At 62.5% G+C, this 21159-nt stretch carries 14 protein-coding genes; 13 read left to right on the top strand and 1 reads right to left on the bottom strand.

The features are described from left to right. The first annotated feature begins 85 nt into the window (after nucleotides 1–85). The 9 genes from ACVWZ5_RS16140 (at nucleotide 86) to ACVWZ5_RS16100 (ending at nucleotide 15425) form a co-directional block, all read left to right on the top strand. Nucleotides 86–523 (top strand): NfeD family protein, encoded by a 438-nt coding sequence (locus ACVWZ5_RS16140; RefSeq protein ID WP_028691289.1) that lies wholly within the window; start codon nucleotides 86–88, stop codon nucleotides 521–523. Between the two features lie 26 nt (nucleotides 524–549). Next, entirely contained in the window at nucleotides 550–1404 is an 855-nt protein-coding gene (locus ACVWZ5_RS16135) for an SPFH domain-containing protein (protein ID WP_062572712.1), read from the top strand. 148 nt (nucleotides 1405–1552) lie between these two features. Beyond that, on the top strand, nucleotides 1553–1942 hold the full coding sequence (locus ACVWZ5_RS16130) for a DUF2946 domain-containing protein (RefSeq protein ID WP_084942448.1): 390 nt from the start codon (nucleotides 1553–1555) through the stop codon (nucleotides 1940–1942). Nucleotides 1943–1989: 47 nt separating this feature from the next. Next, the gene (locus ACVWZ5_RS16125) at nucleotides 1990–2472 is read left to right on the top strand and encodes a copper chaperone PCu(A)C (protein ID WP_186600204.1); all 483 of its coding nucleotides are present in this window, start codon (nucleotides 1990–1992) and stop codon (nucleotides 2470–2472) included. Nucleotides 2473–2497: 25 nt separating this feature from the next. Next, a complete protein-coding gene (locus ACVWZ5_RS16120; protein WP_186600203.1) occupies nucleotides 2498–2929 on the top strand; it encodes a DUF2946 domain-containing protein in 432 nt (143 codons plus the stop codon). A 69-nt stretch (nucleotides 2930–2998) separates the two neighbouring features. Next, entirely contained in the window at nucleotides 2999–5065 is a 2067-nt protein-coding gene (locus ACVWZ5_RS16115) for a TonB-dependent copper receptor (RefSeq protein ID WP_457340730.1), read from the top strand. 58 nt (nucleotides 5066–5123) lie between these two features. Then, nucleotides 5124–6488 (top strand): PepSY-associated TM helix domain-containing protein, encoded by a 1365-nt coding sequence (locus ACVWZ5_RS16110; RefSeq protein ID WP_457340729.1) that lies wholly within the window; start codon nucleotides 5124–5126, stop codon nucleotides 6486–6488. Between the two features lie 245 nt (nucleotides 6489–6733). Beyond that, the gene (gene cycA, locus ACVWZ5_RS16105) at nucleotides 6734–8140 is read left to right on the top strand and encodes a D-serine/D-alanine/glycine transporter (RefSeq protein WP_062572707.1); all 1407 of its coding nucleotides are present in this window, start codon (nucleotides 6734–6736) and stop codon (nucleotides 8138–8140) included. A gap of 238 nt (nucleotides 8141–8378) precedes the next feature. Next, on the top strand, nucleotides 8379–15425 hold the full coding sequence (locus ACVWZ5_RS16100; RefSeq protein ID WP_457340728.1) for a Tc toxin subunit A-related protein: 7047 nt from the start codon (nucleotides 8379–8381) through the stop codon (nucleotides 15423–15425). A 76-nt stretch (nucleotides 15426–15501) separates the two neighbouring features. Here ACVWZ5_RS16100 and ACVWZ5_RS16095 read toward each other — a convergent pair whose 3' ends face one another. After that, nucleotides 15502–15705 carry a hypothetical protein gene (locus tag ACVWZ5_RS16095; protein ID WP_062572705.1) on the bottom strand — a complete coding sequence of 68 codons (204 nt, stop codon included), beginning with the start codon at nucleotides 15703–15705 and terminating at the stop codon, nucleotides 15502–15504. A gap of 614 nt (nucleotides 15706–16319) precedes the next feature. Here ACVWZ5_RS16095 and urtA point away from each other — a divergent pair. From urtA to urtD, 4 genes are all read left to right on the top strand, one after another. Beyond that, nucleotides 16320–17585, top strand: coding sequence for an urea ABC transporter substrate-binding protein (urtA, locus tag ACVWZ5_RS16090; RefSeq protein ID WP_028691298.1), 1266 nt, complete (start codon nucleotides 16320–16322; stop codon nucleotides 17583–17585). Between the two features lie 138 nt (nucleotides 17586–17723). After that, entirely contained in the window at nucleotides 17724–19211 is a 1488-nt protein-coding gene (urtB, locus tag ACVWZ5_RS16085) for an urea ABC transporter permease subunit UrtB (protein ID WP_096048797.1), read from the top strand. Beyond that, the gene (gene urtC / locus ACVWZ5_RS16080) at nucleotides 19211–20290 is read left to right on the top strand and encodes an urea ABC transporter permease subunit UrtC (protein ID WP_062572703.1); all 1080 of its coding nucleotides are present in this window, start codon (nucleotides 19211–19213) and stop codon (nucleotides 20288–20290) included. Before urtB ends, urtC begins: the two co-directional genes overlap by 1 nt. Further along, nucleotides 20287–21144 carry an urea ABC transporter ATP-binding protein UrtD gene (gene urtD / locus ACVWZ5_RS16075; protein WP_062572702.1) on the top strand — a complete coding sequence of 286 codons (858 nt, stop codon included), beginning with the start codon at nucleotides 20287–20289 and terminating at the stop codon, nucleotides 21142–21144. Before urtC ends, urtD begins: the two co-directional genes overlap by 4 nt. The last annotated feature ends 15 nt before the right edge of the window (nucleotides 21145–21159 follow it).

Below are 21159 nucleotides of genomic sequence, written 5' to 3'. Positions count from 1 at the left end.
AGACGCTTCAACCCACTCAACAAATGGCCATTAGCCTCTCCACTGCCGTAAACTCTGACCCCTCCCCCTGGAAGGCCCTGTTCATATGGAAATGCAATGGTGGATCTGGCTCGTCTTCGGCGTGGCCCTGATCCTGCTGGAACTGGTACTCCCCACCTTCTTCATCCTCTGGTTCGGCATCGGCGCCGTGCTGGTGTCGCTCGTCTCGCTGCTCGCGCCCAGCCTGCAACTCGATATGCAGGGCCTGCTGTGGGTGGTGTTCTCGTCGATCACCACCGTGCTTTGGTTCAAGGTATTTCGCCGCAAGAAGCCAGACGTGCGCTGGACCGCCGAGAGCGTGATCGGCGAGGTCGGCCTGCTGACCGCCAACGTGTCGCAGTTCCAGAAAGGCCGGGTACGCTTCCAGAAACCGATCCTCGGCAACGAGGAATGGACCTGCGTCGCCGACAGCGACATCCCCGCCGGCGAGCGCGTGCGCCTGGCCGCCATCGAAGGCAACACCGCCCGGGTCACCCGGGCCTGAATCCGCACTAAAAGGAAGTTCGCACCATGACCAGCCTCATCGTCGTCGGCACCCTCGCCGCATTCGTTCTCATCACCGTGTTCAAGGGAGTGCGCATCGTGCCCCAGGGCGAGGAGTGGATCGTCGAACGCCTGGGCCGCTACCACAGCACCCTCAAGCCGGGCCTGAACATCGTCATCCCGTACATGGACGTAGTCGCCTACCGCCTGCCGACCAAGGACATCATTCTCGACGTGCAGCAGCAGGAGATCATCACCAAGGACAACGCGGTGATCGTCGCCAACGCCCTGTGTTTCGCCAAGGTGGTCGACCCGCAGAAGGCCTCTTACGGCGTGCAGAACTTCTCGTTCGCCGTCACCAGCCTGACCATGACCTCGCTGCGCGCCATCGTCGGCGCCATGGACCTGGACGAAGCGCTGTCCAGCCGCGAGCAGATCAAGGCGCGCCTGCGCGAGGCGATGTCCGAGCAGACCGAAGACTGGGGCGTGACCGTGCGCTCGGTGGAGATCCAGGACATCAAGCCATCGCCGAGCATGCAGACCGCCATGGAACGCCAGGCGGCTGCCGAGCGTGAGCGTAAAGCCGACGTGACCCGCGCCGAAGGCAACAAGCAGGCTGCCATCCTCGAAGCCGAGGCGCGCCTGCAGGCGGCCAAGCTGGATGCCGAGGCCCAGGTCAACCTGGCCGAGGCGTCGGCGCGGGCGATCACGCTGGTCAAGGAAGCGGTGGGCAGCGAGACCGTGCCGGCCATGTACCTGCTGGGTGAGCGTTACATTGGCGCGATGGAGAACCTGGCGAGCAGCGACAATTCGAAAGTGGTGGTGCTGCCGGCTGACCTGCAGGAAACCGTGCGTGGACTGCTGGGGCGTGGCAAGGCCTGATACCCCAGCCCTGTGTGAGCCCGCTCCCACGAACCCACGTCTCTTGCGCGGCATGCTCTACTTCAGGTGCGGCACTTCACCGCACCCCGGCATTTTTTCCTATACTCCGCCGTACAATAGCCACCACGATTCCTGACCGGATCTCTCCATGCCCCCACGTCGGCACATCGCCTGGATAGCCTGCCTTGCAGTGCTGTTCAACCTGCTGGCCATGCCGCTGTCTTCTGCCGCGCCCAAGGGCCCGGCCGAACAGCTGCTGTGGGGGGCTTTCTGTTCCAGCATGGCCGGCAAGGCCAAGGTCGATGTCCAGGCCCTGGCCAAGATCGACCTGGGGACGCAAAGCGACGACAGCGCCAGCATGATGAACTGCTGGTGCTGCCTGGGCGCCGCGCCCTTGCTGGCCCTGCCCGGCTACCCGCCGCAACTGCACAACCCGCCCGTGCAGCCAGCAGGCCACCCGCCGCAACTCGCCGACTACCAACCCACGCCGCGCCAGCTATGGCCCGCGCTCAATCCCCGTGCCTCTCCTCTGGCCTGAGTTCACTACGCTGTCTGCCTGAACCTCAACAGATCGGAGACTCACCCATGCTCAAGCAAGCCCTCGTCCTGGCCGCCCTGCTGCTGCCCGGCACCTATGCCAACGCCCACGAATACAGCAAAGGCGATCTGCACATCGCCCACCCCTGGTCGCTGGAGCTGCCGCCGAACGCGCCCAACGTCGCGGCCTATTTCGTCGTGCACAACAACGGCAAGACCGACGACCGTCTGCTCTCGGCGGACACGCCGATCAGCGCCGACGCCCAGCTGCACGAGCATGCGATGAGCGCCGCCGGCGCCATGAAGATGCAACAGGTGCAAAGCGTGGTGGTGCCCGCCGGCAAGGACCTGACCTTCGCCCCCAGCGCCTACCACGTGATGATCATGCAGCCCAAGGATCGCAGCCTGCTGACCGACGGCAAGCGCTTCCCGCTGACCCTGCACTTCGAGAAGGCCGGTGACATCACCGTCGAAGTCGCCGTGCAGAAGCAGCCACCGGCCGAGCAGGCCGCGCACGAGCACGCGCACTGACCTGATCGACTGACTGGCGCTCGCCATGAGCCTGCCGCGCTACAGCTGCGCCCGTACTACCCGCCCTGATCGCAGGCGCGTCGGTGGCGGCTGGCTGAGCCTGTTCGCCATGTGGATGATCTTCATCGGCCCGCTGGTTTCCCAGTCGATGCCGATGGAGCACCACGCCGGCATGTCCATGCCCATGGACATGTCGATGAGCATGCCCATGGCGCACGGTCACGACGAGCACCACGGCCACGGCAGCGATGGCCAGTTGCATGTCATGTGGGAAAAGTGCGGCTATTGCAGCCTGCTGTTCAACTGCCCCGCCCTGCCCCAGACCCTCAGCCCGCTCAGCGCGGGCAGCGTCACCCCACCCACCCACCTCACCATCGCCACGCGCCAGGGCCATGCCCGGCAGGCTGTATTCCCCGGCGCCCGCAGCCGCGCGCCACCCCATTCGATCGTCGTTTGAACTCAACACGCTAAACGCCCGAAGCCAGGAGGCTTCGCGCTGACTCACGACTGATCGACTGGAATCATTATGTCCGGCTGCACCCCTGTTTTTGCCCTATCCCTGCGTGGCACCATCGCCGTGCTCTGCGGCTCGCTGCTCGCGCCACTGGCCATTGCCGCCGAAACCGGCCATGAAGGCCATGCGCACGGCCCGGCCGAGCTGAGTCCGACGGTGATCACCGCCATCGCCCCGAGCTCGCCACTGACCGTGGTCACCAACCCCAAGGACCCGCGCCAGCCCGTACCGGCCAGCGACGGCGGTGACTACCTCAAGACCATCCCCGGCTTTTCGGTGATCCGCGCCGGCGGCACCAATGGCGACCCGGTGCTGCGCGGCATGTTCGGCTCGCGCCTGAACATCCTCACCAACGGCGGCATGATGCTCGGCGCCTGCCCGGGCCGCATGGACGCGCCAACCTCGTACATCTCGCCGGAAACCTACGACCGCCTCACCGTGATCAAGGGCCCGCAGAGCGTGATCTGGGGGCCGGGCGGCTCCGCTGGCACCATCCTGTTCGAGCGTGAGCCGGAGAAATTCGGCGAACTGGGTAGCCGGGTCAACGGCAGCGTACTGGCCGGCTCCAACGGCCGCTTCGACAAGGTCCTCGACGCCGCAGCCGGCAACCAGCTCGGCTACGTGCGCTTCATCGGCAACCAGTCGCACTCGGACGACTTCGAGGACGGCAACGGCGACACCGTGCCGTCGCGCTGGGACAAGTGGAACGGCGACGTCAGCCTCGGCTGGACCCCGGACGCCGACACCTTGCTGGAACTGACTGCCGGCAAGGGCGACGGCGAGGCCCGCTCCGCCGGACGCGGCATGGACGGCTCGCAGTTCAAGCGCGAAAGCCTGGGGCTGCGCTTCGAGAGGTCCAACCTGGGCGAAGTGCTCGACAAGGTCGAGGCGCAGGTCTACTACAACTACGCCGACCACGTGATGGACAACTACACCCTGCGTACCCCATCGGGCACCGGCATGATGGGCATGCCCATGGTCAGCAACGTCGACCGCCGCACCATGGGCGCGCGGATCAAGGCCACCTGGCGCTGGACCGACGTGCAGTTGATCAGCGGCATCGACGCGCAGACCAACGAGCACCGTCAGCGCGGCGGCATGGGCGTCAACGCGCACAAGGGCAAGCCCTGGACCAAGGACGCCGACTTCCACAACTACGGCGCCTTCGGCGAGCTCACCTGGTATGCGACCGGCGAGGATCGCCTGGTCACCGGCGCCCGCCTGGACCGTGCCTCGGCCCGCGACTTCCGCAAGGGCAGCGCCACCGAAGGCGACACCCGCGCCGACACCCTGCCCAGCGGCTTCGTGCGCTACGAGCACGACCTGGCGGCGATTCCGGCCACCACCTACATCGGCCTCGGCCACGCCCAGCGCTTCCCCGACTACTGGGAGCTGTTCTCGCCCAAGCGCGCCCCGGCCGGTTCGGTAAACGCCTTCGACGGCATCAAGCCGGAGAAGACCACCCAGCTCGACTTCGGCATCCAGTACCGCGACGAACACCTGGAAGCCTGGGCTTCGGGTTATGTCGGACAAGTGCGCGACTACATCCTGTTCGACTACCAGCGCAACATGATGGGCTCGCTCACCTCCCAGGCACAGAACATCGACGCCCGCATCATGGGCGGCGAACTGGGCGCGGCCTACAAGCTGACCGAGAACTGGAAGGCCGACGCCACCCTGGCCTACGCCTGGGGCAAGAACAGCAGTGACGGCAAGGCCCTGCCACAGATGCCACCGCTGGAAAGCCGCCTGGGCCTGACCTACAGCCGCGACACCTGGAGCATCGGTGCCCTGTGGCGCCTGGTCGCCGAGCAGAACCGTATCGCCAAGAACCAGGGCAACGTGGTCGGCAAGGACTACGACACCAGCTCAGGCTTCGGCGTGTTCTCGCTCAACGGCGCCTACAAGGTCAACAACAACCTCAAGCTCAGCGCGGGCGTCGACAACCTGTTCGACAAGGCCTACGCCGAGCACCTGAACCTGGCCGGGAACGCCGGGTTCGGCTACCCGGCCAGCGCCACGGACCCGGTGAACGAGCCAGGCAGGACCTTCTGGACCAAGGTCGACTTCAGCTTCTGACAACAACAAACGGGCGCGGGACCTGACCGCGCCCACTTGAGGTCTACGGGAGGCTCTAATGAGCAAACCAAATGTTTCCTTCTACAACCTTGCGTGGCGCTGGCATTTCTATGCCGGGCTGTTCGTGGCGCCGTTCATGATCCTGCTGGCGATCACCGGGATCATCTACCTCTTCAAGCCGCAGCTCGATCCGTTGATGTACCGCGAGCTGATAGTGGTGGAGGCCGGCCACCACCGGCAAAGCGCCGACACGCTGCTGGCCAACGTGCGCCAGGCTTATCCACAGGGCCAGGTGGGACAGTATCTGCCGCCGGTGAGCGCCGAGCGCAGCGCGCAGTTCGTCGTGCACGATGGCGGTCGCGAGCTGAATGTCTTCGTCGACCCGTACAGCGGCAAGGTACTGGGCGAGCAGGATGGCAAGCAGAACCTGCAGGCCATCGCCCGCGCCTTGCATGGCGAACTGATGGTCGGCACGGTCGGTGACCGGCTGGTTGAACTGGCGGCGGGCTGGGGCATTGTGCTGGTGGTGTCCGGGCTCTATCTCTGGTGGCCACGCGGGCGCAGCAGCGCGGGCGTGCTGTGGCCACGTTTCAGCGCGCGCGGCCGCTTGCTGTGGCGCGACCTGCATGCCGTCACCGGCTTCTGGGGCTCGGCCCTGCTGCTGTTGATGCTGATCAGCGGCATGACCTGGACCGGGCTGTGGGGCAAGCAGTACGCCGACCTGTGGAACCGGTTCCCGGCGGCCATGTGGAATGACGTGCCCAAGTCCGATAAAGAAGCCCGCGACCTCAACAGCGCTCATCGCCAGACCGTGCCGTGGGCGATGGAGAACACGCCGATGCCAGTGTCCGGCGCCCATGCCGAGCATGCCGGGCATCACATGATGGATCACGCCCCGGCGGCGCCGCAGGTGAGCCTGCAGCAGGTCGAGAACATCGCCAAGCTGCGCGAGGTCGAGCCGGGCTACAGCATCACCCTGCCGACCAGTGCTGACGGCGTGTTCACCATTGCGGTATTCGCCGACGATCCGCGCAACGACGCCACCCTGCATGTGGACCAGTACACCGGGAAGGTGCTGGCCGATGTGCGCTGGCAGGACTACAGCCCGCTGGCACGCGCCACGGAGCTGGGGGTGATGCTGCACGAAGGCAAGATGTTCGGGCCGTTGAACCAGCTCGTCATCCTGCTGGTGTGCCTGATGATCCTGCTGGGGTCGGTGAGCGGGCTGGTGATGTGGTGGAAGCGCAAGCCCACGGGTGGATTGGGCGTGCCGCCGCTGCGTCATGACCTGCCGCGCTGGAAGATGGCGGTGGGGGTGATGGTGGTGCTGGGCGTCGCCTTCCCGCTGGTGGGGATCTCGATGGTGGTGATGTGGGTGGTGGATAGCCTGGTGGTGAGACGCCGGGCCATGGTTCGAGCCTGATATCGCAATCGCGGGGCAAGTCGCATCGGCGCACCGCCGCTCCCACGCCGTGCACGATCCACGGCGTGGGAGCGGGCTTGCCCCGCGATGAGGCCGGCACCAACAACCATTGATTCCCGTCATGTCGAGCACCGCGCTGTACCGCCAAGATCGTGCCGATCTGCCACACCCGCGATTGGAACGCGACGTGATAGCCTACGCGGCTTTCGCTCACAAAAAGACTGACCCTCAATGGAATGCAGCCTATGACCCGGACCTCCCAGACACCCTCCGAAGAGCAGCACCTGCAACGCAACCTGACCAACCGCCACATCCAGCTCATCGCCATCGGCGGCGCCATCGGCACCGGCCTGTTCATGGGCTCGGGCAAGACCATCAGCCTGGCCGGCCCATCGATCATCTTCGTCTACATGATCATCGGCTTCATGCTGTTCTTCGTCATGCGCGCCATGGGCGAGCTGCTGCTGTCGAACCTCAACTACAAGTCGTTCATCGATTTCTCCGCCGACCTGCTCGGCCCCTGGGCCGGCTACTTCACCGGCTGGACCTACTGGTTCTGCTGGGTGGTCACCGGCATCGCCGACGTGGTGGCGATCGCCGCCTACACGCAATTCTGGTTCCCCGACCTGCCACAGTGGATACCGGCGCTGAGCTGCGTGGCCCTGCTGCTGTCGCTGAACCTGGTGACCGTGAAGATGTTCGGCGAGATGGAATTCTGGTTTGCCCTGATCAAGATCATCGCCATCATGGGCCTGGTCGCCACCGGCCTGTACATGGTCGTCACCGGCTTCCAGTCGCCCAGCGGGCACAGCGCCACCCTGGCCAACCTGTGGAATGACGGCGGCATGTTCCCCAACGGCATGCTCGGCTTCTTCGCCGGTTTCCAGATCGCCGTGTTCGCCTTCGTCGGTATCGAGCTGGTGGGCACCACCGCCGCCGAGGCGAAGAACCCCGAGCGCACCCTGCCGCGGGCGATCAACTCGATCCCCGTCCGCATCATCGTGTTCTACGTGCTGGCGCTGGTCGCCATCATGGCGGTGACCCCATGGCGCGACGTGGTGCCGGGCAAGAGCCCGTTCGTCGAGCTATTCGTGCTGGCCGGCCTGCCGGCGGCGGCGAGCATCATCAACTTCGTGGTGCTGACTTCTGCGGCCTCGTCGGCCAACAGCGGCGTATTCTCCACCAGCCGCATGCTGTTCGGCCTGGCCCAGGAGGGCGATGCGCCCAAGGCCTTCGAGAAACTCTCGCGCCGCGCGGTGCCGGCCAACGGCCTGTACTTCTCCTGCACCTGCCTGCTGCTGGGCGCGGTGCTGATCTACCTGGTACCCAATGTGATCGAAGCCTTCACCCTGGTGACGACGGTGTCGGCGGTGCTGTTCATGTTCGTGTGGACGCTGATCCTGCTGTCGTACCTGAGCTACCGCAAACAGCGCTCGGCGCTGCATGAGCAATCCACCTACAAGATGCCCGGTGGGCGCTTCATGTGCTACGTGTGCCTGGTGTTCTTCGCCGGCATTCTGGTGTTGCTGAGCCTGGAGGCGGATACGCGCTCGGCGTTGGTGGTGACACCGATCTGGTTCGTGATTCTGGCGGTGACCTATCAGTTTGTGCGCAGCAGGCGCCACCCACGCACGGCTGTGCATAACGGCTGAATTCAAGAGGGGCTGCTTTGCAGCCCTTCACATAGCCCGAGCCTGCCGACAAGACACCAGGCGAGCCAATCGATATCTTCATACTCACTACCGCCCCCACTCCATCGGGACTTCAGCTTACGATCAGGCTTCCACCTGATATTTTTGCCAGTTGTGCCCCCGCTGCCCTGCTCCCTAAATACGCCCAGACAGTGACGTATCGCAATGATGATCCTCATTCGACAGGGAGCATGCCCGCATGGCCGCACAGACCGCCTCCGCCAACACCTACGCCAAGCTGTTCCCGGAACAATTGGCCAACCCCTGCAGCCCCGATGCGCCTGAATCGAACAACGGGCCTATCGCTTACCTGCATGCGCTCTACCAGAAGGCCCAGGCGTTGGAAAATGCCAGCACGGCCAAAACGCGAGTGACGCTCACCAAGCGGCGCCCGGACATCGGCAAACTGCTGCTCGACCCCAGCACCCTGGAACAACCTGTCAGCGCACTGACCCTGGCCATTAGCGCCCTCACGCACCATGCCCAGGAGTGTGCCGGAACAAAGGCGTACTTGCCCGAAGTCCTGGCCAGCGCTGGCCTGCACGCCTGCCTACCGTTCAACTATGCCCACGAGCAAGCCAAGACGGTGCTCTCGTACAAGAAGGTTCCGTACTTCGAACTGCTGCAGCAGGCGCAGTACAGCTACCCCAGCTTCTGCTACGAGGGGTTGCGCAGCGAAGAGCTGCGCCAAGTCATGCGTAACGCCAGCGGTTTCAACCCGGCCCTGCAAACACTGTTGCTGGATCACAAGCCCCTGCGCGACAAGGGCGACGACTGGCGCAAGTGGTATGGCATGGCTGATATCGATGCAAAAAAGGCAATCGCTTCATTGCTCGATGTCGAGACATTCGGGCGCCGCACCGGGCTGAGCTTCGAGCAGATACTCGAGCTGCTGGCCGTGGCCGGCATCGATGACGATGCCACCGCCAGCTACAGCCTGGTGCGCAGTTCCACTGCCTATCGCCCCACCGGCGAATCAAAACTGAAAAGATTCCATTACGGCGCGGCATACATCAATGCGCATCAAGAAACGCCGCTGACGATCAAGGATGCCTTGGCCGGAGAGGGTATAAAACCACAGTTCGACTCGCTCCACTTCGGCAAGCTGGCGCGCATGTACCAAATGATCCACCTGCAACGGGCGCTGGCCCTACCGTTCAACGAAGTCGACCTGCTGTTGATGTCGATCCTGCGCGCCGAAGGGCAGTCTAGCAACTGGAACCTGACGCCCTCCACCCTTAGGGCGTTTGGGGTTTTCCGCTACCTGAACGAGGCCTACGGAACCAGCGCCGAGCAATTCGCCGCCCTGGTGTGTGAAGTCAACCCTTATGCAGTTGGCGAGCAGGTCCCGATGCTCGACCGCGTACTCGATGGCCCAGGTGCCGGGCAAGGCGCCCCGCTCAACCCGCTGGTCCTTGACGACCGCGCATTCGACCCGGCCGATGGCAACGACGGCCAGTTCAAGGTTGTGCCCGCATTAGCCAAGGCCTTGGGGGTGGATGAGCAGGCAACACTGGTGTACCTGGAGCAAGTCAAACAGGCACAGAAACTGAAGCAGCTCACGTTATCGCTGTCGCTGCTCTCTGCGCTGTATCGCCTTAGCCGGTTGCATCGTCTGTTCCAGCGCTCCGCCCGAGAGGCAAGCGCCCTTGTTGGGCTTCTGGCGACAACGGGCACCAACGTGATGGCCCAGTTGGCAGGCACGCCGGCGATCAGCGATATCGAGGGTAGCGATGTGCTCGACACCCTGGTGGCAATGAGCAACCTTGATCAATGGCTGCGTCAACAGCAGATCCTGCCCAGCGTTTTGCTGGAGGCGTTGGCGCCAGTGCCCACAACGGAGGAGGCGCAGAACGGTTCGCTGCCAGTTACCTTCCAGCACAATCGCGAACTTATCGAACACGCGTTGGATCCCGAAGCTACTGAGAGCCAGCAGCAAGAAGGGGCGACCCAACTGCTGATGATTATTGTGGAACAACAGCGGACTATGCTTGGCGTCAGCCGCCAGCATGTCCCGCCACTATTGGGCTGGTCCGGCACCACAGCGCTAGAGATGCTGAAGGCGGCAAAAGTGATCCTCGACATGGACACCAAGACCAAGGCCGCTGACCGATTAGCAGCAAGCAAGCTGTGGTGCAAAGTCGAGCGTCGCTGCGCCCTCGTTAGCGCATTGCGCTTGAGCGCCGGCGTGCTGACGGCGCTGTGTGACAAGCCAGAATGGTTCGATCTGGAAAAGCCCCAACACGAGGCCACTAACCTCGACCTATGCTATCAGCTCAGTCGCTTCCGTGACTGGATCGAAGTGTGCAGGGCCAATGGCGCCGACGAGCGTGACGCCACTGATTATCTGTCTACGCACCGTCACACGACCCAGCCTGAAAAAGTGGCTGAAGCCGCCAAGGCGCTAGGCACCCTGATAGGGTGGAGCAAGGAAGAAGTGGAGGTGGCCTGCCCTAACGTCATGGAAACCGAGGCGGTTGAAGATACAAGACCGACCTTTGACGATTTTTTGAAAACACTCTCGAAGGTGGAAAAGTCCTTCTACGACACCGATGGAATCGAACAGATGCTCAAGCGGTTTGTCGTTCGCCATACGGGTTACCGATACTCCAAATTTGAGGCCGCTCAAAATTTTGTAGATAAGCTGGGTGAATTCCTCAATCACAATCCTGGGCCGCTACTGGTCACGCAGACGCAATACACTAAAGGATATAAACCTGAATTATGGAAAACCTTTTGGGAAGAAAATAAATCGGGCGGATTGTACGCTTATTGTCCGATAACCATGGAAGCGCTACCTGAGCAGCCTGGAATACAGAATCGTCTGGTCGGCATACCCTGTGTACCCAGCACCATCAGCGACATCGACTATATCCTACGGCTGAAACGGCTGTGCGATAAAACAGGGTTGGCCTGCAACTCGCTGCTGAGCTTCAGTGAACTCAACGAGGTCTCGCCCTACCACGAATTCGAAGGGGCCAGCCACCTGCTGATGGCCAGCGCCGATGACACACTGCGGGAAATGATCGACAAGCAGATGCGCGAACGCTGGCGCGACGCCCTGGCAGGCTACCTGATCGCTCAATGGGCACCCGCTGAACCTGACGCAACGCCCAGCGTGCCCTCTTTCGATGCCTTGTCGAGTTATTGCCTGACCGATATCCGGGTCAGCAGCGAGGTCTCCACCACGCGGCTCAACCAGGCCATTGGCAGCCTGCAGCACTACCTTTCGCGACTGTTTGCGCGCCTTGAGCCGGGGTATGGCGACACCGGTCCATCCGGCGACGCCCAGGCCGAATGGCAGAATGGGCTGGGGCAGTACGGCACGTGGAAACGCCTGGTTGACCGCCACAACCACCCCGCCAACCTCATCTACTACGCCAACCGGCCCAACAAGAGCGTGGCGTTCCAGGAACTGGAGGTGGCCCTGAACCAGGGCAAGATGGACACCTCACTGCTGCACACGGCCATCTGCAGCTACCTGGCCAAGTTCGAACGGGTCAGCAACCTGCAAGTGATCAGCGGCTATCTGGATGGGCACGACCCCAAGCAGGATACCTATCACCTGATCGCCAAGACCAACACCAGCCCGCAAGAGTATTACTGGCGGACGCTCGATATCAGCCTGCGTGACGATCAGAACCGGCTCAGCCCGCTGGCCTGGAGCGAGTGGGAGAAAATTGACCTGGCGCCTACGGGCGAGATCGCGCAAAGCACGTCGGATGGGAAGCTTATCGACGTCGTCCGCCCGGTTGTCATTGCCGGTCGACGTTATGTGTTCTGGGTGGAGCGGGGCGGCACTGACCTGCCAGATGACGAAAAGCCCGGTAAGACCTTGCATAACAAGCGCAAGCTGTCCGTGAACTTTGCATTCCAACAGAGCGACGGCACTTGGAGTACCACGAACGAGCTGTTCTGCCTGGATGGCTATAAAGAACGAAAATGGGATGCAAACCGTGCGAAGGACCTGAGCTTCATGCCCGGACTGATCGTGGTGGTCCATGAAACTGAGAAAAAAGAGCTATGGCTGACAGCGCTATTGCACGACAGCGCCAAAGTTCCGGACGACAGCGCCAAAGCACCGGACAACAGCGCCAAGACATCAGACGACAGCGCCAAAGCTTCGGGCGAAAGCCCAAAAAACAAACTTAAACGCGGAACTGACTACTATCTTGAGGCGCGTGACTTGCTCTTGTTAGAAAACAAGGAAATCACTGATGACCTCGCCGAAGACCTCAGCATCTCATTCCTGGCCTCTTACAAAAACGCACACATTATTCAACACCCTTATGACGGAACCCCAACACAAATAGAAAACACTGAAGTCAGAAAAAACAATCTTTATGCCGAGGCCAGCTTCACCTCCCCCTTAAAAAAACACATTAAATTTTATATACAAGAAGACACCCTGCTAGGAGACACCCTGAGTGGATACGAAGGCATAGTAAGCCTGTCTGTAGAAATTTTCGGAGACGACAAATCAATATATAATGAAAAATTCTTCGAAAAGGGCACCAACCATTACATTTGCGAACCGATACTTAAAGCAGGTAATTATAAAAAAATAAAAATAATCACCCAATACATATCAAACCAAGGCGAAACAGACCTCTTTCCGCTCACACAAAAACGTTTTCTTAAGGAGCTCTTAAATAATACAATCCAAGAAGCAATTTTCAATATAAAAGACGCTACCAACGCCGACGAAACCTGGGCCATCTCTATCGTTACCAACGATCGCCAAGCGCAGTATCTCGACCTCAGCGGCGCAAAAAAACTTTCACCTACCTTGCCGACGGACAACATCCGCCTCAATACACTGTTCGGTAAAAACCTGGTCGCACGGGCCAGCCAAGGGGTCGAGCAGGTGCTGGCCTGGGACACGCAGGAACTGCAAGAACCGGGGCTTGGATCGTCCAAGTCTGTCGATATGGATCTACACGGTGCCAACGCGCTTTATTTCCGCGAACTGTTCCTGCATCTGCCCGCCCTGGTGGCCATGCGCCTGACCGAGCAACAACAGTTCGAAGAAGCCGAAGATTGGTACCTGCGATACCTGTTCAACCCCTACCGGACCAAAGCCGACGAGCAAGGCCGACCCGCGCCGTGGTGTACACGCCCGCTTGCCCAGGTGGGTACCTTGAGCTCGACGCTGCGCAAGGGTGTAGATCCCATCAACCGGGTATTCACCCTGTCGCGTCACTACCAACAGGCAATCTACCTGTCGCTGCTGGAGAACTGGCTGTTGCAGGGCGACCACTTTTACCGCCAGCTCACCCTCAGCTCGCTTAACCAGGCCTGGCTGTGCTACCAGCAAGCGCAGCAATTGCTTGGCCCGCTGCCAAGAGGCAGCGATGCTTCGCGCTGGACGGCAGTGACTTTGGCATCGGTCAAGGAAAGCAAGTTCCGCCGCCCCCTCAACAGCCGGGTGCTCGACCTGCACCAAACCTTGCAAAGCCGCCTGTACAACCTGCGCCACGGGCTTACCCTCGATGGCAAGCTGCTGCCTGCGCTTGATTGGAGCAGCGAAAGCCTGGACGCCTTTGACACCGGGCGGGGCGGCGTGAGCAACGTGCCCATTCCCTATCGCAGTGGCCAGGTGGATATTCCGCACTACCGCTTCCGCCAGTTGCTGCCCCTGGCCAAGGCAGCGGCCCAGCAACTGTCGGACTTCGGCAGGCATTACATGAGCTTGATGGAGGAGGAGTTCAACACCAGCCTGGCGGTGCAGTTGAAAGCTCAGGATATCAAGATGGCCGATTTCGCGATCCGTTTGCAGAAAGAAGCCATCAGCGGCGTTCAAGCCAAGAAAAAGGTACTGCTGCTCAGCCGCGACAAATCATTGGCACAGAAGGAGTATCTCAGCGATCTCATCGATGTCGGCCGATCGCCTGAAGAAGAAGCGGCTACGGCGTTTACCTGGATTGCCAATGTTCAACGCGTGGGGAGTATTGCCTTTGAAATCCTCGGCGGTGTCACTGCCACGACGGTGCCTACTATCTATGGGTTTTCTTTCGGCGGCAACAAACCTGATGCGATTGCAAAGGCTGCAGCCGCAGACTGCAAGACCTTCGCTACCATATCGGACATGATTGCGAAGGAACTGGAGACCCAGGCTGCCTACAACCGTCGCGCAGCCGGCTGGGTGTTCGATAAAAGCCAGGTCGAATGGGACCTGCAAATTCTCGATCAGCAAATCAAGGAAACCAACATCGAGCTCAACGCCGCCACCATCGCCCTTTCCCAGGTCGAGCAGGAGCGGGTCAACCTCAAGGAAGCCTATGTATCCATGACCACCGGCTTCACCATCATCCCCATCTACAACTGGCTGGTAGCACGCCAGGAGCAGATCTACGGCGCAGCCTACGACGCGGTACGCTCGCTGTGCATGGGGGTGGAGGCTGCCTGGCGCTACGAGATCGGCGATTACCGGCGCGACAGTTTCATCGATACCACCGCCTGGCGCGACAACTACAAAGGCATGCTGGTGGGCGAATCGCTGCTGGTGAACTTGCAGCAAATGGAAAATGAGTACCTGGCCAGAAACGAGCGACGGTTGACGATCAAGAAGTCGTTCAGCCTGAAGAAACAAATGGACAGCAGCCCAACCAAGGCAGAGGAAAAGTGGGCGAAAGTTTTCAAAAAAGATGAAAAGCGCACCCAACCGCTGACCCACGCCTTCGCGTTCACGGCGCAAGACTTTGACAAGAGCTACCCTGGCCAGTACCTGCGCCAACTCAAGTATGTGTCCGTCACATTCGTGCTCAAGGCGGACAAACCGGTGGAAGAGCTGTGCGCACTGCTCAAGCAGACGGGCAGCACAACGCTGCTAGAGCCCAACACGGACGCAGCCTTCTCCTTCTATCCCGAGAGCAAAGACGACACCAAGGCAGAAGCGGCGCGCGAGAACCCCCGCCTGGTGCTGCGCAATCCGCGCGAAAACCAGCAGATCGCGTTGTCGTCGACGGTGGCCGAAGATGGGCTGGGGTACGATGCCGGTACCTGGGTCTACGAGCTGATGTTCCACGATGGCCGGTACCTGCCGTTCGAGGGCACCGGCGCCATCTCGCAATGGACGCTCGAGCTGCTGGGCGATGAGGGCCTGCTCAAGGACCTCTCGGTGATCGAGGACATACGCTTCAACATGGTCTACACCGCCAAGGCCGGGGATGCAATCTTCATCGAGGGGCTTGCCAAGGCCAAAGCCGACGCCAAGAAAAAAGCACCCCCGCCCAGCGACAGTTAAGCCTTCTGTGCTTTGATTGCCCTTGCGGCCCTTCGCCGGCTTGCGCCGCGAAGGGCCGCACAGCGGCCTCGGCGCGTCAGCCTTGCTCCAACCCCTCGAGCACCGCCTCGGCCAGCGCCAGGCCTTTCTCCAGCGAGTTCTCCGTCGCCGTCAGCAGACTTCGCAACGGCTCCCCCGCCTTCTCCAACGCGGCAGCATTGGTCTCATACGCCGCCTTCAACGCCGCCACGGCGCACACCAGCGCATCCTCGCTATCGACTCCGGCATGCACCGAGAGCATCGGATCATGGGCGTGATTGCAGGTGCCAAAGGGGAACTGGCGGTAACGGGACGTGATTTGCGGGGACTGTGGTCGAGCAGCGATTCCTGGTTCATGGCTGCACCTCTCGATGAAAGGTGGCGATCTCGACAAATGCGAACGGTGGATCTGGAACGATCTTCTTGAGCATGGTGCATCTCCTTGCAGCTCTCTCTTTTAGAAGCTCCGCGCCCATACGCCAAGATGGGTGGACGAAGCCGTGCGGGTTGGCGTGCCGGCAGAGAGAACCGGTGAGCCCGAAGGCTCCCACACACGGCTCCGCCCATAACGGGTGCAGCCATGCAGAACACCGCCGCAAGGTGCGCCAGTGCTCGATCTCTCTGAATACGGGACGCCAATCCCGAACCGCAGAAACTACTGCGGTGCGGCACGGTACTCAAGTACCGCTTATGTGTCAAAAGTGTTCATCACCCCCGGCCCCAATCCTGTGCAGGCCCGACCCGCAAGCACCATCCTGGCCCCACCCCGCGCCCCGATTCGTCGCACAACCGCTCTATCACGCAGCTTCCATCGCTCGGCACAGCCCTTGCAATCTCCGACCTGGCCAACACCCACCATCACATCGGAGTGAGCACATGAAGCGACGCAGTCTGATCAAGGCCTTCACCCTCAGCGCATCGATCGCCGCGATGGGCCTGAGCTGGAGCATCCAGGCCGCCGAGACCATCAAGGTCGGCATCCTGCATTCGCTGTCGGGGACCATGGCGATTTCCGAGACCTCGCTCAAGGACATGGCGCTGATGACCATCGACGAGATCAACGCCAAGGGCGGGGTCAACGGCAAGCAGCTCGAAGCGGTGGTGGTGGACCCGGCGTCCAACTGGCCGCTGTTCGCCGAGAAGAGCCGCCAGCTGCTGACCCAGGACAAGGTGGCGGTGGTGTTCGGCTGCTGGACCTCGGTGTCGCGCAAGTCGGTGCTGCCGGTGTTCGAGGAGCTCAACGGGCTGCTGTTCTACCCGGTGCAGTACGAGGGTGAAGAGATGTCGCCGAACGTGTTCTACACCGGCGCCGCGCCTAACCAGCAGGCAATCCCGGCCGTGGAATACCTGATGAGCGAGGACGGTGGCGGCGCCAAGCGCTTCTTCCTGCTGGGCACCGACTACGTCTACCCGCGCACCACCAACAAGATCCTGCGCGCCTTCCTGCACAGCAAGGGCGTGGCCGACAAGGACATCGAAGAGGTCTACACGCCGTTCGGCCACAGCGATTACCAGACCATCGTCGCCAACATCAAGAAGTTCTCCGCAGGCGGCAAGACGGCGGTCATCTCGACGGTCAATGGCGACTCCAACGTGCCGTTCTACAAGGAGCTGGCCAACCAGGGGCTGAAGGCCACCGATGTACCGGTGGTGGCGTTCTCGGTGGGTGAAGAGGAGCTGCGTGGCATCGACACCAAGCCGCTGGTGGGGCACCTGGCGGCGTGGAACTACTTCGAGTCCGTGGATAACCCGGTGAACCAGAAGTTCGTCGCCGACTGGAAGGCCTACGCCAAGGCCAAGGGCCTGCCGGGGGCCGACAAGGCGGTGACCAACGACCCTATGGAGGCCACCTACGTAGGTATCCACATGTGGGCGCAAGCGGTGGAAAAAGCCAAGTCCACCGATGTGGACAAAGTGCGTGAGGCACTGGCCGGGCAGAGCTTCAAGGCACCTTCGGGCTTCACCCTGACCATGGACAAGACCAACCACCACCTGCACAAGCCGGTGATGATCGGCGAGATCCAGGATGACGGGCAGTTCAGCGTGGTGTGGCAGACCGAGGAGCCGCTGCGGGCGCAGCCTTGGAGCCCGTTCATTCCGGGGAATGACAAGCGGCCGGATTATGCGGTGAAAGGTAATTGAGTGACCAGGGGCCGCTTTGCGGCCCTTTCGCGACACAAGGCCGCTCCCACAGGTAGATCGCGTTCCCATGTGGGAGCGGCCTTGTGTCGCGATCGAGGGCGAAGCCCTCGCCTTACCCTGACTTTACAGGAATAACTAATGCTCAGATTCCTGCTCACCCTCTTGTTGTTACTGCCCCTGGCCAGCCAAGCCAGCGAAGGCGAGTTCTTCCTCACCGCCAAGCCCGCCGACCAGGCGCGCCTGCTCGAAACCTGGGCCGCGCAACCCGATGCCGCCCGCCTGCCGCTGCTGGAAAACCTGCGCCAAGGCCGCGTCGCCGAAAACGACACGCGCAAGCTGCGCCTGAACAACCGTCTGCGCGGCCTGATCGACAACGCCCTGGCCAGCCATCAGCTATTCAGCGACCAAGCCAGCATCCGCCTGGCCGCCGCGCAGCAACTGCAAAAGACTGCCCAGCCAGCGCAAATGGCCTTCCTCGACCGGCGCTTCGCCAGCGAACCGGATGCCGCCGTGCACGCGGCCCTCGGCCTGGCCCTGGCCAACCTGCAACTGGGCGCCAGCGAGCCCGCGGTACGCCTGGCCGCCGTGCGTCTGCTCGGTGAAACCGGCGACCCGCTGGCCCGCACCCGTCTAGAAGCGCTACTACAACCCGACGCCGAAACCGACGCCGCCGTACGCACCGCCGCCGAAACCAGCCTGGCCCAAGTGCAGCGCAAATTGCTGGTGGGCGACCTGCTCGGCCAGGCCTTCAGCGGCCTGTCGCTGGGCTCGATCCTGCTGCTGGCGGCGCTGGGCCTGGCGATCACCTTCGGCCTGCTCGGGGTGATCAACATGGCCCACGGCGAGATGCTGATGCTCGGCGCCTACAGCACCTACATGGTCCAGGTGCTGCTGCAACGCTATGCCCCCGGCGCCATCGAGTTCTACCCGTTGATCGCCTTGCCGGTGGCCTTCGCCGTCAGCGCGGGTGTCGGCATGGCGCTGGAGCGCACAGTGATCCGTCACTTGTATGGCCGGCCGTTGGAAACCCTGCTGGCCACCTGGGGCATCAGCCTGATCCTGATCCAGGCCGTGCGCTTGATCTTCGGCGCGCAGAACGTCGAGGTGAGCAACCCGGCCTGGCTGTCCGGCGGCATCCAGGTGCTGCCCAACCTGGTGCTGCCGTACAACCGCCTGGTGATCATCGGCTTCGCCCTGGCGGTGGTGCTGCTCACCTGGCTGCTGCTCAACCGCACGCGGCTGGGCTTGAACGTGCGGGCGGTCACCCAGAACCGCAACATGGCCGCCTGCTGCGGGGTGTCCACCGGGCGCGTCGACATGCTCGCCTTCGGCCTCGGCTCGGGCATCGCCGGGCTCGGCGGCGTGGCCCTGAGCCAGGTCGGCAACGTGGGGCCGGACCTGGGCCAGAGCTACATCATCGACTCGTTTCTGGTGGTGGTGCTCGGCGGTGTCGGCCAGCTGGCCGGCAGCCTGTGGGCGGCCTTCGGACTGGGCATCGCCAACAAACTGCTGGAGCCGCAGATCGGTGCGGTGCTGGGCAAGATCCTCATCCTTGCGCTGATCATTCTGTTCATCCAGAAGCGCCCGCAAGGCCTGTTCGCCCTCAAGGGACGGGTAATCGACTGATGAACCAGCCATTGATTGTCACTGCCACGCGCAAGGCCGGCACCCGGGTTTCAATGGCCGTCGGCGCCGTTGTCGTCCTGGTGCTGCTGGCCCTGCCGCTGCTGTCGCTGCTGCCCGACGGGCACGCCTTGCAGGTCTCGGCCTACACCCTGACCCTGGTCGGCAAGGTCCTCTGCTACGCCATCGTCGCCCTGGCCCTGGACCTGGTCTGGGGCTACGCCGGGTTGCTGTCGCTGGGCCATGGCCTGTTCTTCGCCCTGGGCGGCTACGCCATGGGCATGTACCTGATGCGACAGGCGGCCGGCGATGGGCTGCCGGGGTTCATGACTTTCCTGTCGTGGAGCGAACTGCCCTGGTACTGGGCCGGCACCCAGCATTTCGCCTGGGCGCTGTGCCTGGTGGTACTGGCGCCGGGGCTGCTGGCGCTGGTGTTCGGCTTCTTCGCCTTCCGCTCGCGGATCAAGGGCGTGTATTTCTCGATCATGACCCAGGCCCTGACCTTCGCCGGGATGCTGCTGTTCTTCCGCAACGAGACAGGCTTTGGCGGCAACAACGGCTTCACCAGCTTCCGCACCATCGTCGGTTTCGACATCGCCGCCCAGGGCACCCGGGCCGTGCTGTTCCTGCTCACGGTTGGCCTGCTGCTGGGCAGCCTGTTCCTGTGCTGGCGCCTGACCCAGAGCAAGTTCGGGCGCCTGCTCACTGCCGTGCGTGACGCCGAGAACCGCCTGATGTTCTGCGGCTACGACCCGCGCGGCTTCAAGCTGCTGGTTTGGGTGCTCAGCGCCGTGCTGTGCGGCCTGGCCGGAGCGCTGTACGTGCCGCAGGTGGGCATCATCAACCCCAGCGAGATGTCGCCGACCAACTCCATCGAGGCCGCCGTGTGGGTGGCGCTCGGCGGGCGCGGCACACTCATCGGGCCGCTGCTTGGCGCCGGCCTGGTCAATGGCATGAAAAGCTGGTTCACCGTGGCGTTTCCCGAGTTCTGGCTGTTCTTCCTCGGCGCGCTGTTCATCCTCGTCACCCTGTACCTGCCCAAGGGCGTGGTCGGCCTTGTGAAGAAAAGGAGTCAGCCATGAGAAGCGTGCCCCCGGTGCATCCGGAATTCATGCTGGAACCGATCTTCGACCAGATCGGCAGCGGGCGCGAGGCGATCGGCCTGGGCCGGCGCCGCGAGGCCGGGCTCGACACCCGCCACGGCACGGTGCTGAGCCTGGAGGGCATCAGCGTCAGCTTCGATGGCTTCAAGGCGCTCAACGACCTGAACCTGTACATCGGCGTCGGCGAGCTGCGCTGCATCATCGGCCCCAACGGCGCCGGCAAGACCACGATGATGGACGTGATCACCGGCAAGACCCGCCCCGACACAGGTACCGCGTTTTTCGGCGACACCCTCGACCTGACCCGCATGAGTGAATGCCAGATCGCCCAGGCCGGTATCGGCCGCAAGTTCCAGAAACCCACGGTGTTCGAGGCGCTGACGGTGCTCGAGAACCTGGAGCTGGCGCTCAAGGCCGACAAGTCGGTGTGGGCAAGCCTGGTGGCGCGGTTGTCCGGCGAGCAGCGCCAGCGCATCGAGGAGGTGCTGACCACCCTGCGCCTGCTGCCCCTGGCCCAGCGCCAGGCGGGGCTGTTGTCCCATGGGCAGAAGCAGTTCCTGGAAATCGGCATGCTGCTGGTGCAGGAGCCGAGGTTGCTGCTGCTCGACGAGCCGGTGGCGGGGATGACCGATGCCGAGACCGAGTTCACCGCCGAGCTGTTCCGCTCCTTGGCGGGCAGGCATTCGCTGATGGTGGTGGAGCATGACATGGGCTTCGTCGGCAGCATTGCCGACCATGTGACGGTGCTGCACCAGGGGAGTGTGCTGGCGGAAGGGTCGCTGGCACAGGTGCAGGAGGATGAGCGGGTGGTCGAGGTGTATCTCGGTAGATAGGCCCGCTCCCACGAA

It is taken from the genome of Pseudomonas sp. TE6283 (assembly GCF_054060555.1).
This window is presented reverse-complemented; position numbering and strand designations above follow the sequence as displayed.